A 16,606-nucleotide genomic window follows, 5' to 3' on the forward strand; every position below is an offset into this window, starting at 1 on the left:
GAGCTTCGTCCACTTTCCGGCCTCTGTCCCACCTGCTTGTGTGGGGGCTGCCACACCAGCGTGTGACACCAGCACTATCAGGAGCAGCCATGCACAACCCCCCTCCCGCCGGCCCCTCTCCTGCCGTCCCGGCGGACGCGGTCCGCTTCGACTCCCACGGCATCGAGCCCATCTCCCCTGAGGCCCGCGACTCCACACCGTGGCAACAGTTCTGGATCTGGGCGGGCGCCAACATCGCCCCGATCAACTGGGTGCTCGGCGCCCTCGGTATCACCTTGGGCCTCAGCCTGGTCGAGACCGTCGTCGTCGTGGCCGTGGGCAACCTCCTGGGCTGCGCCGTGTTCGGCCTGTTCAACGTGATGGGACACCGCACCGGGGTCAACCAGATGGTGCTCGGCCGCGCGGCCTTCGGGCGCAGGGGAGCGATCGTGCCGGGCCTCGTCCAGGGGCTGCTGACCATGGGCTGGGTCGGCGTCAACACCTGGGTCGTGCTCGACCTCGTGCTGGCGATCCTCGCGCGGCTGGGCCTCCAGGGCGGCACCGCCCTGAAGTACCTGGTGGCCGCCGTCATCATGGGCGTCCAGCTGGTCCTGGCGCTGTACGGCTTCTACGCCATCCGCACCTTCGAGAAGTACACGGTGCCGGCCACCGTGGTGCTCATGGCCCTCATGACCGTTCTCGCGGTGAGCCGGGCCGACCCGGCGTGGACGGCCACCGCGGCGGCGCCGGGATCGAAGATCACCGCCGTCACGCAGCTTCTCACCGCGATCGGCGTCGGATGGGGGATCAGCTGGCTGCCCTACTCCGCCGACTACAGCCGCTTCGTCCGGGCCGGCGCCTCCGCCCGGTCCGTGTTCTGGTCCACCGCCCTCGGCATGTACGTGCCGACGGTGTGGCTCGCCGCGCTCGGCGCGTACCTGGCCGCCTCGGGCGGCGGTGCGGACCCCGCCGGGCTGGTGACGAGCACTTTCGGCGTGATGGCGATCCCCGTCCTGCTGCTGGTCATGCATGGGCCGGTCGCCACCAACATCCTCAATCTCTACTCCTGCTCACTGGCCGCCCTGTCCGTCGGCATCCGGATCGCCCGATGGAAGCTCACCCTCATCGCCGGTCTCGTCGCGTCCGCCGTGCTCGCGGTGTTCGTCAGGGCGGACAGCTTCGCGCATGCCTTCGACAACTGGATGGTCTCGATCCTGGTCTGGATCAGCCCGTGGGCGAGCATCGTCATGGTCGATTTCTTCGTCCTGCGCCGCGGCCGGATCGACGTCCTCTCCCTCTACGACACCACGTCCGGCGCCCGGACCGGCGGGCCTGCGATGATAAGCCTCGGGCTGGGCCTGGTCGCGGCGTGGAGCTGGCAGTTCGGCATGGTGCCCGCGACCCGGGGCCCCATCGCCCGGGCGCTGAACGACACCGACTTCTCGTGGCTGGCCGGCGGGCTGGTCGCGGGCGGGATCTACTACCTGCTCGCCCGGACGAAGATCGGCCGTACGTCCGTACAGCGGGAGGAGGCGCCGGCCCGATGAGCGCACGGATCCGCGTCATCACCACGGGAGGCACGATCGCCTCCGTGCCCCGCGGCGGCGCGGTCAGCGTGGCCGTCCCCGGCCGCGACCTGCTCGGCGCGGCCGGATCGGCCATGACCGTCGAGGTGGACGAGGCGATGCTCGCCCACAGCTTCAACCTCGACCTGGACGACCTGACGCGGATCGCGGAACGGGTCGTCGCGGCGGCCGCCGACCCGGACGTGGACGGGATCGTCGTCACCCACGGCACCGACACCATGGAGGAGACCGCGTTCTTCGTGGACCTGCTCCTCGGCTCCGGCCGGACGGTGGTGTTCACCGGGGCGCAGCGGCACGCGGGCGAGCCGGACGGCGACGGGCCGCGCAACCTCGCGGACGCCCTGCGTGTCGCCGCCGACACCAGGGCCCGGGGGCTCGGCGCGGTCATCGTCATGGCCGGGCGGGTCCACGCGGCCCGGCACGCGACCAAGGCGCACACCGTGGCGCCCGACGCCTTCGACTCACCCGGATACGGCCCGATCGGCCAGGTGTACGGCGAGCGGGTTCACGTCGCCGCCCGGCCGGAACGTCTCCCCGGGTTCGCTCCGGCGGAGCTCGGGCGTCTTGAGGCGCGGGTGGACGTCGTGCCCGCCTATCTCGGCGCGGACGGCGTCCACGTGGCCGCCTCGCGGGCGGCGGGTGCACGCGGGCTCGTCCTGCAGGGCCTGGGGGCGGGCAACCCGACCCCGGGGCTGCTCAGCGAGATCCGCGTCTGCGTCGCGGCGGGTGTGCCCGTGCTCGTGACCTCGCGCTGCCACACCGGTCCGGCCGTACCGGTGTACGGCGCCGGAGGCGGCGCCACCCTGGAGGAGGCGGGCGCCGTCTTCGCGGGGTCGCTCGCCGCCCCCAAGGCCCGGCTGCTGCTCGCCGCCGCACTCGCGGCCGAGCCCGGCCCCGCCGAGGCCCTGGACAGGATCAGACCGCACCTCACGATCTGAACCGGCGGCGCACGCGCGCGGAGCCGGTCCCTGCGGCCTCCCAGCTCATCCCCAAGTGATTCACAAGCCTTGTCACGTATCTCTTGACGTGCCGGAAGACCACACGTTCAGGAGAAGACCCCATGCGAAGCGCCGTGCGCCTTCTGCTCCCTCTCGCCACCGCGGCTCTGGCCGCCGGTCTCGTCGCGGCTCCCGCCCAGGCCTCGGGCGCGTCCGCGGCGGAGACCTGGAGGTGGGGGCCGACGGCGTCCTCGGACGCCAAGGGCTGGGCGAACGGGCACGTCCGGTCCGGCTCTTCGGGCCTGCGCATCGTCGGCGATCTCTATGACGCGGGCGGGGCGAGGACCTGCTCGTGGGTGAAGATCAAGTGGCTGACCGACCGCGGGAAGTACCGCACCGCGACCTATCGGAACTGCTCTCGGTCCGCCCCGAAGAGGTTCACGGTGAACGCCGGGTACATGCTGCTCGCCAAGGCCATGGTCTGCCGGGGCGGCGCGACCGGGATCACCGGCAAGTGCTCTCGCTGGGAACGGGTCTGGACCCAGGGAGGATGACGCTCGGGCCGGTCCCCTTCCCATCCACGTGGGCCGGCCCGAGTACACCCCGACAAAAGGGAATGAAAGTGGACTGCAAGCGGTCTACCGTAATTCTCGATCGCTCGATGAGACGAGGGGTGGCGTGGTCTGGCGCGACCCCTCGGCGAACGGTCAGGCGGGAGTCGCCCACGTCCTCGGTGCGGCTCCCGCCCTCGTCCTTCGCGAGTGCCGGTCGCCGGAGATACGGTTGCCCTGGGTGTCTGACGAGGGGAGACGGGCGACGTGACCGACAGGGCTGACGAGGCCGGCGGGCCCGGCGGCGCCGCGCCCGGGGACGCGGCGAACGGGGACGCGGCGAACGGGGACGCGGCGAACGGGCACGCGGAGGCTTTGAGCGAGGTCGAAGCCGTCACGGGCGCCACCGGGGAAGCCGGCGCCACGGGGGGATCGCGGGGCGCGCCGCCCGAGGCGCGGGAGCGGCACGCCGAGCTCGCGGAGTCGCTCGACGACGCCAACTGGCGCTACTACGTGCTCGACTCGCCCACGGTGAGCGACGCCGAGTACGACGTCTGGATGCGGGAGATCCTGGCGCTGGAGGAGGCGTATCCCGATCTGCGCACCCCCGACTCGCCCACGCAGAAGGTCGGGGCGCCCATCTCCACCGAGTTCGCGCCCGTCACCCATCTCCAGCGTATGGAGAGCCTCGACAACGCCTTCGACGACGACGACCTCGCCGGCTGGCAGGCCAGGGCGGAGCGGCTGATCGAGGCCGACCCCGGCCCCTACCTGTGCGAGCTCAAGATCGACGGCCTGGCCGTCGCGCTGGTGTACGAGAAGGGCCGCCTGGTGCGCGGCGCGACCCGGGGCGACGGGCGCACCGGCGACGACATCACGCCCAACATCCGCACGCTCGGCGACGTGCCGCACCGGCTCACCGGCGACGGCGTCCCCGACCTGCTGGAGGTGCGCGGCGAGGTCTTCCTGCCGGTCGAAGGCTTCAGGAAGCTCAACGAGCAGCTCATGGACGCGGGCAAGCCGCCGTTCGCGAACCCGCGCAACTCGGCCGCGGGATCGCTGCGGCAGAAGGATCCGCGGATCACCGCGCAGCGCCCGCTGCGGATGATCGTGCACGGTGTGGGCAAGTGGGAGGGCGGCGGCTCGCCGCCCGCCACCCAGTCGGCCGTCTACGAGCGGCTGCGCGAATTCGGGCTGCCGGTCAGCGACCGCTACCGGGTGGTCGGGGGCCTCGACGAGATCCGCGAGTTCATCGCCCACTACAACGACCACCGCCACGACCCGGAGTACGAGATCGACGGTGTGGTGGTGAAGATCGACCGCATCCCGGTGCAGCGGCAGCTCGGCTCGACCAGCCGGGCTCCGCGCTGGGCCATCGCGTTCAAGTACCCGCCGGAGGAGGTCACCACCAAGCTGCTCGACATCCAGGTCGGAGTGGGCAGGACGGGCCGGGTCACGCCGTTCGGCGTGATGAAGCCGGTGGTGGTGGCCGGGTCGACCGTGGAGCGCGCGACGCTGCACAACGCCTCCGAGGTGGCGCGCAAGGGCGTGCTGATCGGCGACACCGTGGTGCTGCGCAAGGCAGGCGACGTCATCCCCGAGATCGTCGGGCCCGTTGTGGACCTGCGGCAGGGTGGCGAGCGGGAGTTCGTGATGCCCACGCACTGTCCCGAGTGCGGCACGGAACTGGCCTACGAGCGCGAGGGCGACGCCGACCTGCGCTGCCCGAACGCTCGGTCCTGCCCGGCGCAGCTGCGTGAGCGGATCTACTTCGCGGCCGGGCGCAACGCGTTCGACATCGACGGCCTTGGCTACGTCGCGGCGACCGCGCTGACCCAGCCGCTGCCGCCGCAGGAGCCGCCGGTCCGCACGGAGGCCGACCTGTTCGACCTGACCATCGACAAGCTGCTGCCGATCAGGTCGGTGGTCCGCGACCCCGACACGGGCCTGCCGAAGACCGATCCGGAGACCGGCGAGCCGAAGGTGGTCTCGTTCTTCGCCAACATCTCCGGAGAGCCGAGCAAGAACGCCGAGCTGATCCTCGACCAGCTGGCGAAGAAGAAGGACCAGCCGCTGTGGCGGGTGCTCGTGGCGCTGACGATCCGGCACATCGGGCCGCCCACGGCCCGCGCGCTCGCCGCCGAGTTCCGCTCGGTCGACGCCATCGCCAAGGCGTCCGAGGAGGATCTCGCGGCGGTGGAGGGCATCGGCCCGCGGGTCGCCGCGACGATCAAGGAGTGGTTCGCGGTCGACTGGCACCAGGAGATCATCGAGAGGTGGCGGGCCGCCGGCGTGCGGATGGCCGACGAATCACCCGACGACGAGGGTCCGCGCCCGCTGGAGGGGCTGACGTTCGTCGTCACGGGGACGCTGGCGGACTTCAGCCGGGACGAGGCGAGCGAGGCCATCACCGCCAGGGGCGGCAAGGTCACCGGCTCGGTCTCGAAGAAGACGAGCTTCCTGGTCGTGGGGGACAACCCCGGCTCAAAGTACGACAAGGCCGTCAAGGCCGGTGTCGCGATTCTGAACGAGGAGGGCTTCCACACCCTGCTGCGTGAGGGTCCCGACGCCGCCCGCGCCGTCGCCGTCACGCCGGGGGAGTGACCATGCGCCCGTAGCCGCCTGGGCCTGCTACGCCTGCCAGGCGGCCAGCAGGTCTTCCGGGCCCCACCGTGCCGCCAGCGGCAGGCCGTCGTCGATACCGGAGCGGGAGACGGCCACCAGCGGAGTCGCGGGGTCGGCGCCGGGGACGGCGAGCATGTCGCGCACCAGGCTGTCGTACTCATGCCGCCCGAAGGACCCGTTCTCCAGCCACTTGATCGAGCCGAGGAAATGGACGCGCCGCGCGACCGGCTCGCGGCCCGCCCCGACCAGGTCGATCTCGGGGTTGTTCCGGCGGTTCCACCATCCGCCGACGGCCTCGGTCTCGGGCCACCGGTCGTCGGGCAGCAGTCGCGTCAGTGCCTCACGGACGACGGGCTCGACGGCACGGCCACGCCATGAGGTCCAGGAACGTTCGACGGAGGCCAGGACACGCTCGCCTCGGCCGCGCTCGACCAGCGGGATGCCGCGGTCGAGGAAGGCGAGCCAGAACCGCAGATAGGGATCGGCGATGCGATAGCGCCTGTTCTTCGTGTCCGGCTTGATCGACAGCGGGGCGTCGACGGCCAGCACCCGCTTGTCGATCAGGGTGGACAGCAGCGGGGAAAGCGTGCCGGAGGCCAGGGGGGTGGCGCCACCCGCCTCGGTGGCGATGGCGGAGAACGTACGCTCCCCGCTCCCCACCGCCGACAGGACCGCACGCGAGCGGGAGGTCTCGGGGAACTCGCCGAGCAACGACAACACGCCGGCCATCAGCAGGGCGTGGACCGCAGGCGCTCCGACCCCCGATGCTCGCGCACGGGAACAGGCGACATCTGCTGGGCCGTTGCTTGAACGTGCCGACATCTGCTGATCCGATAGTTCTGGAGTACGCCGCCTTCACCACCGATCCCGCCGGAGGCAACCTGGCCGGGGTGGTGCTCGACGCCGGCGGCCTGGACGAGGCGGCCATGCTCGCCATCGCCGCCGAGGTAGGTCATTCGGAGACGGCCTTCCTGAGCGAGGCCCCGCCGCGACCCGGCGAGCCCGCCCGGACCTTCGCCGTCCGGTATTTCAGTCCGAAGATGGAGGTGCCGTTCTGCGGGCACGCCACCGTGGCATCGGCGGTCGCGCTCGCCGAACGGTCCGGCCCCGGGCGCCTGGTCTTCGAGACGAAGGCCGGAACCGTGCCGGTCGAGGTGGCGGCGGACGACGGCGGTGTGCTGTGGGCGACCCTGACCAGCGTGGAGCCGTACGTCGAGCCGGTCGCCGACGCCGACGTGGCGCAGGCGCTCGACGCGCTGAGGTGGCGGATCGACGAGCTCGATCCCGCGCTGCCCCCGCGCATCGCCTACGCGGGAGCGCGTCACCTGGTGCTGGCCGCGGCCACCCGTAAGCGCCTCGCCGACCTGGACTACGACTTCTCGGGGCTGGCGCGGTACATGACCGAGCGGGATCTCGTCACCCTGCAACTGGTGTGGCGGGAGTCGGCCGACACCTTCCAGGTGCGCGACCCGTTCCCCGTCGGCGGGATCGTGGAGGACCCGGCCACCGGGGCCGCCGCGGCCGCTTTCGGGGCGTACCTGCGGGACCTCGGCGAGGCCGGCCCCGCCACTGTGCTGACCCTGCGCCAGGGCGTCGACATGGGACGGCCCGGTCTGCTGCGGGTGGAGCTGCGGGAGGGGGACGGCAGGGTGCGGGTCTCCGGCGCGGCGGTGCCCGTTCCGGCCGCCGGCTGATCCCGCCCTCGCCGGCCCGAACACCTGCCTTGTCGCCAAAAGGGCGTGCCGTACGGCTGGAAAGCCGTACGGCACGCCCGAGCTACGCGGTGGGGATCAGGAGGTGGTGCAGACCAGCGGGGACGGGGTGGAGGGCGATCCGCTGGAGTTGCCGAGGAAGCCGAACGAGGTGCTCGAGCCGGGGGCGAGGTTGCCGTTCCAGTTCAGGTTCGTGGCCGTGACGCTGGTGCTGCCGCTCAGGTTGGCGTTCCACACCTGGGTGATGGACTGGCCGTTCGGCATCGTCCACTGCACGGTCCAGTTGTTGATCGCCGAGGATCCGGCGTTGGTCACGGTGATCTCACCCTGGAAGCCGCCGCCCCACGAGTTGACGATCTTGTAGGCCGCCGTGCAGCCGCGGTTGCCGGGGAAGGTCGGCGAGGCCGACGGGGACGGCGAGGGAGACGGGGAAGCCGACGGCGAAGCCGAGGGGGACGGCGACGGCGACGGCGACGGGGACCGAGTCGGAGACGGGGAAGGCGACGGGGTGTACGGGGCGGCGATCGCGAGATCGTAGGCCCGCTGCGGCACGAACTGGCCCGCGGGGGCGATGCAGCCGTCGGACTCGCCCGGAGGCTTCACCCACAGGTAGGCGGCGATCGCCGAGTCACCGGTGTTCGTGGTGCTCCAGGTGCCGGTGGCGCGGCCGGCCGGGTCGCACCACTCGCTGCCGACCGGGCCGTTGCCGTTCCGGCTGGTGTCGATCACGGCCTTCAGCCAGGACATGCCGGTGGCCGCGATGACGTTCTTGGCGTAGGAGACCGTGGCGCTGGTGTACCGGTAGTTGGAGACGTTGAGGGCGATGCCGTCGGCGCTGTTGGCGATATCGGCGCCCCTCAGCCGGTTGGCCATGTCGGAGGCGCCCACCCATGCCTCGTTGCCCGCGTCGAAGAAGACCTTGACGTTCGAGGAGGTGGCCTTGAACTTCTTGCCGGCGTACGCCATCGAGGCCTGGACCTCGGCCTGCTGCTGCTGGTTCATGCAGTTCGGCATGATCGACAGGGCGTCGGGCTCCAGGATGATGTAGGCCGGGCGCCCGCCGAGACCCGCGGCGACCTGGTCGATCCAGGCGCGGTACGCCGAGTGGTCGGGCGCGCCGCCCGCGCTGGCGCCGCCGCAGTCGCGGTTCGGCATCTCGTACACGACCATGATCGGGATCTTGCCTGCCGCCGCTGCGGCTCCGACGTACGCGTCGACCTGGCTGCGCACGGCCGAGGGGTTGTAGCTGGCGAACCACCGGCCCTGCGGGACGGCGGCGATGCGGTCCCTGATCACGGCGGCCTTGCTGTCGTTAGGGTTGGCCGCCACCCACTGGGCCGCGCTGGTCGTCGGGTCCACGTAGAAGGCGGAGTCGGCGGCCTGCGCGGCGGAGGAGGCGAGCACGGACGCTCCCACCGCGGCCGTCGCGACCGCTGTAAGCACAGCCGTCGTCAATCTGCGAGACATGGAATACTCCGTCCGGTAATGTGGGAGCGCTCCCACAGTTCTCTCGGATGGTAGGGAGCGGACGGCTTGTCCAAGAAGGGTCGCCCGCTATTAGTTTGGTCGATCAACCTAATAGCCGCAGGCGAACGGGGGATCGGACCTGTGGAGCACTTGAAACTTTCACCACAAGCCCGACCGGGCCGTGATATCTCCAGAAATCATGGTGACGCACCGTGCCCAAGCGGTTTCGCGAAGTGGCCCAGAGGTCGTACCCTCCCATAGTGACCTCTTGGGGGGTTTCTTACCGATGACGCTTTCACGCGGCCTCATGCCGTTCGCCGGGGTGCCACGCCTCCTCCTGCCCGCTGTCGACCTGGGCGAATTGTTCACGCCCGTCGACACCCGGGACACCGGGCCGCGCCCAGGCTCGCCCCTGTGGGCCTATCTCATGGCAGTCACCGCCGTCGGCGTCGCCGCGCTGGCGATCACCCAGGTGCGGCTCGGCTTCGGTGAGCTGGGCGGGGCGGCCCGCACGCCGCTGTTCTGGATGCTGGCCGTGCTGGTGGTGCTGGGCGAGCTGCGCCTGGTCACGTTCAGCTCTTCGACGCTCGTCGGGGGCACGCCGGCCTCCACCATGTTCACCTTCGCCGTGCTTATGCACCAGGGCCTGCCCACGGCGGCGCTGATCCAGGCGATCGCCGTGGTGGTCAGCGGCCTTGTGCACCGCAGGGCCTGGCACCGGGTGCTGTTCAACCTCGCCCAGGTGACCCTGGCCTGCGTGGCGGCGGCGGCGGCCTTCGCCGCGTTCGGCGCGCATCCCTCCCCGGACACCCCCTGGACGCCCGACGGCAGCGACATCCCCGCGATAGCCGTGGCCGCGACGGCGTACTTCGCGGTCCGCGCGATCCTGGTCTGCCAGGCCGTGGCGCTGCACGAGCGCCGGCCGCTGTCCCGGGTGATGAAGGCGTCCGTCGGCCCGCAGGCTCTCGTCTACGGCGCGCTGCTCGGCCTCGCGCCGCTGGTGGTCGTCGTGATGGCGCACTCCACGGCCCTGGTCCCGCTGTTCGTCGCGCCGCTGGCCGCCGTCTACTTCACCGCGACGCTCTCGCTGCGCCGCGACCACCAGGCGACCCACGACGGGCTCACCGGCCTGCCCAACCGCAAGATGCTGATCCTCCGTACGGAGGAGGCCCTGGCCGAGGCGCGCCGGCACGAGCGGGTGGGACTGTTACTGCTCGACCTCGACCGCTTCAAGGAGGTCAACGACACGCTCGGCCACCCGGTCGGCGACCGGCTGCTGCAGATCGTGGCCCACCGGCTCACCCACAGCGTGCGGCCGGGCGATGTGGTGGCCCGTCTCGGCGGGGACGAGTTCGCGGTGCTGCTCCCGTCGATCAGGGACGCCCACGCGGCCAAGGAGGTCGCCTCGCGGCTGCGGGTCGCGCTGACCGAGCCGGTGCGCCTCGAAGGCATGACCTTCGACCTCGACGCGTCGATCGGCATCGCGCTCTACCCCGACCACGCGCCGGACTTCGAGCTGCTGATGCAGCGCTCCGACGTGGCGATGTACCTCGCCAAGGAGGGCCGCACCGGCGTCGAGTTCTACCTGCCGGCCAAGGACCGCAACTCCCCGGAACGGCTCAGCCTGCTGGGCGACCTGCGGCGCGCCATCGACGCGGACGAGCTGGAGCTCCACTATCAGCCCAAGGTGAGCCTCGAAGACGGCAGGGTCGAGAGCGTCGAGGCGCTGCTGCGCTGGTGGCATCCGGTGCGCGGGCCGATCTCACCCGCCGAGTTCATCCCGCTGGCCGAACAGTCGTACCTGATGCGCGATCTCACCCAGCACGTCATCGGCCACGCGCTGCGCCAGGCGGCCCGGTGGTGGCACGCGGGCGTCGAGGTGCCGGTCTCGGTGAACGTGTCGGCCCGCGACCTGCTCGACTCGAGCCTGCCCGAGCAGCTGGAGGCCGGGCTGGAGAAGCTGGAGCTGCCGCCCGAGGCGATCCGGCTGGAGGTCACCGAGCGCATCCTCATGACCGACCAGGCCTACAGCGCCGAGACGATCCGCACCCTCGCCGGGCTCGGCATCCAGCTCGCTCTGGACGACTTCGGCACCGGCTACTCCTCCCTCGTCCGTCTCCAGCGGCTCCCGGTCTCCGAAGTGAAGATCGACGCGTCGTTCGTCCGGCGGCTGGGGGAGTCCCCCGACGACGAGCGCATCGTCCGCTCGATTATCGACCTCGTCCGGTCCCTCGGGCTGAGGTCGGTCGCCGAGGGGGTCGAGTCTCCGGAGATCGCCGCGCTGCTGCGGGAGATGGGCTGCCACGCCGGCCAGGGCTGGTGGCTGGCCAAGCCCATGCCGGCCGGTGAGGCGACCACGTGGCTGCGCGGCCGGCTCAGCACCGCGTTCCGCGGTCACGAGAGCGGCGGCGCCCGGCTCGCGCCGCACTGACACCCCCTTGGGGCCGGGCCGTCGCGTGAAGAGCATGTGACGCGGCGTCGTCGGGTCGGTCTCGCCCGGCGACGAGCCCTAGGATGGGAAGGTCCAATCTCCATCATGAAACGGGTTCGACGACTCATGTCCGCCATAACCCGCGATGAGGTCGCTCACCTCGCCCGGCTGTCCCGGCTGGCACTGGCCGACGACGAGCTCGACCACTTCGCCGCCCAGCTCGACCAGATCGTCGGCGCCGTCGCCCGCGTCGCGGAGGTGGCGGCCGACGACATCCCGCCGTCCTCGCACGCGCTTCCGCTGACCAACGTGTTCCGGCCCGACGACGTGCGGCCCGGCCTCACACCCGAGGCGGCGCTGTCCGGCGCGCCCGCGGTGGAGGACGACCGATTCCGCGTGCCGCGGATCCTCGGGGAGGAAGAATGACCTTGATTCGCAAGACCGCCGCCGAACTCGGCGCGCTGGTCGCCTCCCGTGAGGTCACCGCCGTCGAGGTCGCCCAGGCCCACCTCGACCGGATCGCCGAGGTCGACGGCCGGGTCAACGCATTCCTGCACGTGGACGCAGAGTCCGCGCTGACGCAGGCCCGTTCGATCGACGAGCGCCTCGACGCGGGCGAGAAGCTCGGCCCGCTCGCCGGGGTTCCGGTCGCGCACAAGGACGTGTTCACCACGACCGGCATGCCGACGACCGCGGGCTCGAAGATCCTCGAAGGCTGGCGTCCGCCGTACGACGCGACCGTGACCCGCCGCCTGCGCGAGGCCGGCCTGGTGATCCTCGGCAAGACCAACCTGGACGAGTTCGCCATGGGGTCGTCCACGGAGAACTCGGCGTACGGCCCGACCCGCAACCCCTGGGACCTGGACAGGATCCCGGGCGGCTCGTCGGGCGGCTCGTCGGCCGCGGTGTCCGCCTACGAGGCGCCGCTGTCCACGGGCACCGACACCGGCGGCTCGATCCGCCAGCCCGCCGCGGTGACCGGCATCGTCGGCATGAAGCCGACGTACGGCGGCTCGTCCCGCTACGGGCTGATCGCGTTCGCGTCCTCGCTCGACACGCCGGGCCCGTTCGCCCGCAACGTGCTCGACGCGGCGCTGCTGCACGAGGCGTTCTCCGGCCACGACCCGCTCGACTCGACCTCGATCGACGCGCCGGTCCCGCCGGTCGTGGAGGCGGCCCGCCAGGCCGACGTCGCGGGCATGCGGGTCGGCGTGGTCAAGGAGTTCGGCGGGGAGGGCTACCAGCCCGGCGTCCTCGCCCGGTTCCACGAGGCGGTCGACCTGCTGGAGTCGCTCGGCGCCAAGGTCGTCGAGGTCTCCTGCCCGACCTTCTCCTACGCGCTGCCCGCGTACTACCTGATCGCGCCGTCGGAGTGCTCGTCCAACCTGGCCCGCTTCGACGCCATGCGGTACGGCCTGCGCGTCGGCGACGACGGCACCCGCAGCGCCGAGGAGGTCATGGCGCTCACCCGGGCGGCCGGCTTCGGGCCCGAGGTCAAGCGGCGCATCATGCTCGGGACGTACGCCCTCTCGTCGGGCTACTACGACGCCTACTACGGGCAGGCCCAGAAGGTCCGCACGCTGATCATGCGGGACTTCGAGACGGCCTTCCACCAGGTGGACGTGCTGGTCTCGCCGACCACGCCCACCACGGCGTTCCCGATCGGGGAGCGGGCCGACGACCCGATGGCGATGTACCTCGCCGACCTGTGCACCATCCCCACCAACCTGGCGGGCAACGCGGCGATCTCGGTGCCGTGCGGCCTGGCGGACGAGGACGGCCTGCCGGTCGGGCTGCAGGTCATGGCCCCGGTCCTGGCCGACGACCGCTGCTACCGGGTCGGCGCGGCCGTGGAGAAGGCGTACGAGAGCCGGTGGGGCGGCCCGCTGCTGTCCCGCGCGCCCGCGCTCTAGTAGCCGAGAGGAGGGGAACGGCGGCGTGATCACCCGCATCGAGATCGACGGCTTCAAGTCCTTCCTGGACTTCCAGCTCGACATCCCGCCGTTCCTCGCCCTCGTCGGCCCTAACTCCAGCGGCAAGTCCAACCTCCTCGACGCTCTGGACTACCTGAGCCGGTCGCGCTGGGGTGGAGAGGATCCACTCTTGACGGCCCGCAGGGGCCGCTGGCATGAGCTGTTCCACCGAGTGAGCAAGGGCCGCCCGGTCGTCCGATTCGACATCCGGGCCGACACTCTCGCTCCGATCGGCGCCGGCCTGCTTCCCGTCACCTACAGCGGCGGAGCGGAACCCGGTGTCGGCCCAGTGCCCATTCCGATGGATCTGCGCTTCGACCCGGACATGAGCTTCGCGGGCCAAGGGCCGCCATGGATGGCGGACCTGCGGGAAAAAGCGCTGACAGAGCTGTGGGGGGAGTTGGCCGCCACTGCCCCGGAGGGCGACAAGTCCAGCCGCTACCTTCGGCTGAAGGAATTGGAACCGAGCACCTGGCGCCTGCACCAGCCCAATCCGGAACGCCTGCGGGCTTCGTCCTCGTCTGCGGACAACGGGCCGCTCCGGGCGGACGGGAGCAATCTCGCGACCGTGCTCGGTCGTCTGGAGGCGCGGGGCGTGATCGAGGATTTCCTCGTGGACCTGGTGGCGCTGATACCGGACATCGCTGGGATCGAACCCATCTTGGACGAGCGGCGCCAGGAGTGGACGTTCGACGTGCTCGTGGACGGCCAGGGGGCCGTACCCAGCACTCTGCTGTCCGATGGCACGCTCAGGGTCATCGCGTTGCTGGCCGCGCTGCACGATCCTGACCACGCCGGGGTGCTGCTCATCGAGGAGATCGAGAACGGGTTGCACCCCAGCCGCCTCGCGGAACTGCTCCGCAGGATCCAGGGCAGGGTCACCGATCTCAGCGACCCGGAGTGCGTCAACCGGCCACTGCGGCAGGTGATCCTCACCACGCACTCGCCGGTGGTCGTCTCCGAGCTGTACCGCCTCAGGCCGGACGCGCTGGTCTTCCTGGACACCGCCGTACGCGTCGATCCCGAAAGGGACAGGATCTCCAGGGTCACGGTCGCCAAGCCGGTGCGGGCGGAGGGAGAGCCCGGCACGTTCGTCTCTCCCCGCCAGGTGCGCAAGTATCTGAGCGCCGTAGGCGAGGTCCCATGAGCAGGCCGCTGGTGCCCGGACTGATCGCCGAGGGCGAGACAGACGAGGTCTTCCTCGGCGTGGTGATCTCGCGGCAGCTTCGGGAGCTCACCGCGCAGTCCTCTCGCTGTGCCGTCGACGTGGAGAGCACCGAGATCGGCGCCTGCCGGTCGATCTACGACCACGGCAGGACGACCGGCGCGCTGCGCGAACTGGCGAGCGACTGCCACCTGCTCTTCGTCCACAACGACCACAGGGAGCGGGACAAGGCGGACCGTGCCGTGCGCGACTCGGGACTGCCCACACCGGTGATCGCGCTGGTGCCGGTTCAGGAGACCGAGGCGTGGCTCCTCGCGGACGCCGGCGTGTGGCGCCGGTTGAGCGGGAGCGACCAGGGACGGCTGCCCGCCCGGCCGCGGGACGTCGAGAGGATCGCGGATCCCAAGCGGGTCCTCGCCGAGGTGGCGCCGCGCCGTGGCAAACCCGTTCGTGACTACTTCGAATACATCGCTCGTAACATCGACCTCGACGTTCTCGCCCAGGTGCCCGCGTACGCGGACTGGGTCTCCGACGCGAGGAACGCATTGAAGGGACTTGGTTACCTGTGAGCAGCACTGAGACGCTGATGCCGTACGACGAGGCGCTGGAGCGCTTCGAGCCGGTGCTGGGGCTGGAGACGCACGTCGAGCTGGGCACCGACTCGAAGATGTTCTGCGGCTGCCCGACGACGTTCGGCGCGCCGCCGAACACGCAGGTCTGCCCGGTGTGCCTGGCCCTGCCCGGCTCGCTGCCGACGGCCAACGAGAAGGCGATCGAGTCGACGATCCGGATCGGCCTCGCACTGAACTGCACCATCGCGACGTGGTGCAGGATGGCGCGGAAGAACTACTTCTATCCGGACATGCCGAAGAACTACCAGATCAGCCAGTACGACGAGCCGCTGTGCACGGACGGCTACCTGGACGTCGAGGTGGACGGGAAGATCGTCCGCGTCGAGATCGAGCGGGTGCACCTGGAGGAGGACACCGGCAAGTCCACCCACGTGGGCGGCGCGACCGGGCGGATCCACGGCGCCGACTACTCGATCGTGGACTACAACCGGGCCGGCATCCCGCTGGTCGAGATCGTGACCAAGCCGATCGCGGGCACCGACAGGCTCGCCCCCGAGGTCGCCCGCGCGTACGTCACCGAGCTGCGCGAGGTGATGCGCTCGCTGGGCGTGTCGGATGTGCGGATGGAGCAGGGCTCGCTGCGCTGCGACGTGAACGTCTCGTTGATGCCGCGCGGCTCGGCCGAGTGGGGCACCCGAACGGAGACCAAGAACGTCAACTCGCTGCGCAGCGTCGAGCGGGCGGTGCGGGGCGAGATCGAGCGCCAGGCGGCCATCCTCGCCGAGGGCGGCCGGATCGTGCAGGAGACCCGCCACTTCCACGAGGACACCGGGCAGACGACCTCGGGGCGGTCGAAGGAGGAGGCGCAGGACTACCGCTACTTCCCCGAGCCCGACCTGTTGCCGATCGCGCCCGACCCGGCCTGGGTCGAGTCGCTGAAGGCCGCGCTGCCCGAGCTGCCGTCGGCGCGGCGCAAGCGGCTCCAGCAGGAGTGGGGCGTGTCCGACCTCGACATGGCCGCCATGCACAACGCCGACGCGATCGACCTGGTCGAGGCGACGGTCGCCGCGGGCGCTCCCGCCGCCGACGCCCGCAAGTGGTGGATGGGCGAGCTGGCCAGGCGGGCCAACGAGTCGGCCACGGCGCTCGCCGAGCTGCCGATCACCCCGGCGCAGGTCGCCCGGGTGGCCGAACTGGTCGCCTCCGGCGCGCTGAACGACAAGCTGGCCCGCCAGGTGCTGGAGGGCGTGCTCGCCGGCGAGGGCGGCCCGGACGAGGTCGTGGAGAAGCGCGGTCTCCAGGTGGTCAGCGACGAGGGCGAGCTGTCGGCGATCATCGATCAGGTGCTGGCGGACAACGCCGACGCCGCCGAGAAGGTGCGCGGCGGGAAGATCGCGGCCGTGGGCGCGCTGGTCGGTGGCGTGATGAAGGCCAGCAGGGGCAAGGCGGACGCGGGCCGGGCCCGTGAGCTGATCCTGGAGAAGCTCGGCGTCCAGGGGTAGTCCAGGAGTTGTCGAGGGGCAGCAGCCAAGCGCCGCCGGGGCCTCCCGAGGCGGTGTGTGCGAACGGCCGGCCACGGTTTCCGTGGCCGGCCGTCGTGGTGCCCG

Annotated in this window: 13 protein-coding genes; 11 read left to right on the top strand and 2 right to left on the bottom strand. The window is 71.2% G+C overall.

What is annotated here, in order from left to right:
* The first annotated feature begins 89 nt into the window (after window positions 1-89).
* The 4 genes from HHX31_RS09975 (at window position 90) to ligA (ending at window position 5,658) form a co-directional block, all read left to right on the top strand.
* Window positions 90-1,526, top strand: a complete 1,437-nt coding sequence (locus tag HHX31_RS09975) for a cytosine permease (protein WP_169947477.1) — start codon at window positions 90-92, stop codon at window positions 1,524-1,526.
* Window positions 1,523-2,503 carry an asparaginase gene (locus HHX31_RS09980; protein WP_169947479.1) on the top strand — a complete coding sequence of 327 codons (981 nt, stop codon included), beginning with the start codon at window positions 1,523-1,525 and terminating at the stop codon, window positions 2,501-2,503. The genes HHX31_RS09975 and HHX31_RS09980 overlap by 4 nt, the downstream gene beginning before the upstream one ends.
* 122 nt (window positions 2,504-2,625) lie before the next feature.
* Entirely contained in the window at window positions 2,626-3,057 is a 432-nt protein-coding gene (locus tag HHX31_RS09985) for a hypothetical protein (protein ID WP_169947481.1), read from the top strand.
* A 264-nt stretch (window positions 3,058-3,321) separates the two neighbouring features.
* Window positions 3,322-5,658 carry an NAD-dependent DNA ligase LigA gene (ligA, locus tag HHX31_RS09990; protein WP_311931716.1) on the top strand — a complete coding sequence of 779 codons (2,337 nt, stop codon included), beginning with the start codon at window positions 3,322-3,324 and terminating at the stop codon, window positions 5,656-5,658.
* Between the two features lie 27 nt (window positions 5,659-5,685).
* On the opposite strand, the gene HHX31_RS09995 is transcribed toward ligA, so the two are convergent.
* Window positions 5,686-6,408 (bottom strand): DUF234 domain-containing protein, encoded by a 723-nt coding sequence (locus HHX31_RS09995; protein WP_249345855.1) that lies wholly within the window; start codon window positions 6,406-6,408, stop codon window positions 5,686-5,688.
* A gap of 83 nt (window positions 6,409-6,491) precedes the next feature.
* Between HHX31_RS09995 and HHX31_RS10000 the strand changes: the two genes are divergently transcribed.
* Complete coding sequence (locus HHX31_RS10000; protein WP_311931744.1) at window positions 6,492-7,373, top strand: PhzF family phenazine biosynthesis isomerase; 882 nt, start codon at window positions 6,492-6,494, stop codon at window positions 7,371-7,373.
* A gap of 96 nt (window positions 7,374-7,469) precedes the next feature.
* Here HHX31_RS10000 and HHX31_RS10005 read toward each other — a convergent pair whose 3' ends face one another.
* Window positions 7,470-8,858 (bottom strand): glycoside hydrolase family 6 protein, encoded by a 1,389-nt coding sequence (locus HHX31_RS10005; protein WP_169947487.1) that lies wholly within the window; start codon window positions 8,856-8,858, stop codon window positions 7,470-7,472.
* A 286-nt stretch (window positions 8,859-9,144) separates the two neighbouring features.
* Here HHX31_RS10005 and HHX31_RS10010 point away from each other — a divergent pair, with 286 nt between their 5' ends.
* The 6 genes from HHX31_RS10010 to gatB all read left to right on the top strand — a co-directional run bounded on the left by HHX31_RS10010 (window position 9,145) and on the right by gatB (window position 16,501).
* Complete coding sequence (locus tag HHX31_RS10010; protein WP_169947490.1) at window positions 9,145-11,289, top strand: bifunctional diguanylate cyclase/phosphodiesterase; 2,145 nt, start codon at window positions 9,145-9,147, stop codon at window positions 11,287-11,289.
* Between the two features lie 126 nt (window positions 11,290-11,415).
* The gene (gene gatC, locus HHX31_RS10015; protein ID WP_169947492.1) at window positions 11,416-11,715 is read left to right on the top strand and encodes an Asp-tRNA(Asn)/Glu-tRNA(Gln) amidotransferase subunit GatC; all 300 of its coding nucleotides are present in this window, start codon (window positions 11,416-11,418) and stop codon (window positions 11,713-11,715) included.
* On the top strand, window positions 11,712-13,202 hold the full coding sequence (gene gatA / locus HHX31_RS10020) for an Asp-tRNA(Asn)/Glu-tRNA(Gln) amidotransferase subunit GatA (RefSeq protein ID WP_169947494.1): 1,491 nt from the start codon (window positions 11,712-11,714) through the stop codon (window positions 13,200-13,202). The genes gatC and gatA overlap by 4 nt, the downstream gene beginning before the upstream one ends.
* 25 nt (window positions 13,203-13,227) lie before the next feature.
* Window positions 13,228-14,409 carry an AAA family ATPase gene (locus HHX31_RS10025; RefSeq protein WP_169947496.1) on the top strand — a complete coding sequence of 394 codons (1,182 nt, stop codon included), beginning with the start codon at window positions 13,228-13,230 and terminating at the stop codon, window positions 14,407-14,409.
* Complete coding sequence (locus HHX31_RS10030; protein ID WP_169947498.1) at window positions 14,406-14,996, top strand: DUF4276 family protein; 591 nt, start codon at window positions 14,406-14,408, stop codon at window positions 14,994-14,996. Before HHX31_RS10025 ends, HHX31_RS10030 begins: the two co-directional genes overlap by 4 nt.
* Window positions 14,993-16,501 (top strand): Asp-tRNA(Asn)/Glu-tRNA(Gln) amidotransferase subunit GatB, encoded by a 1,509-nt coding sequence (gatB, locus tag HHX31_RS10035; RefSeq protein ID WP_311931717.1) that lies wholly within the window; start codon window positions 14,993-14,995, stop codon window positions 16,499-16,501. The genes HHX31_RS10030 and gatB overlap by 4 nt, the downstream gene beginning before the upstream one ends.
* Window positions 16,502-16,606 lie beyond the last annotated feature (105 nt).

Source organism: Microbispora sp. H11081, from assembly GCF_012999535.1.
Lineage (GTDB): Bacteria > Actinomycetota > Actinomycetes > Streptosporangiales > Streptosporangiaceae > Microbispora.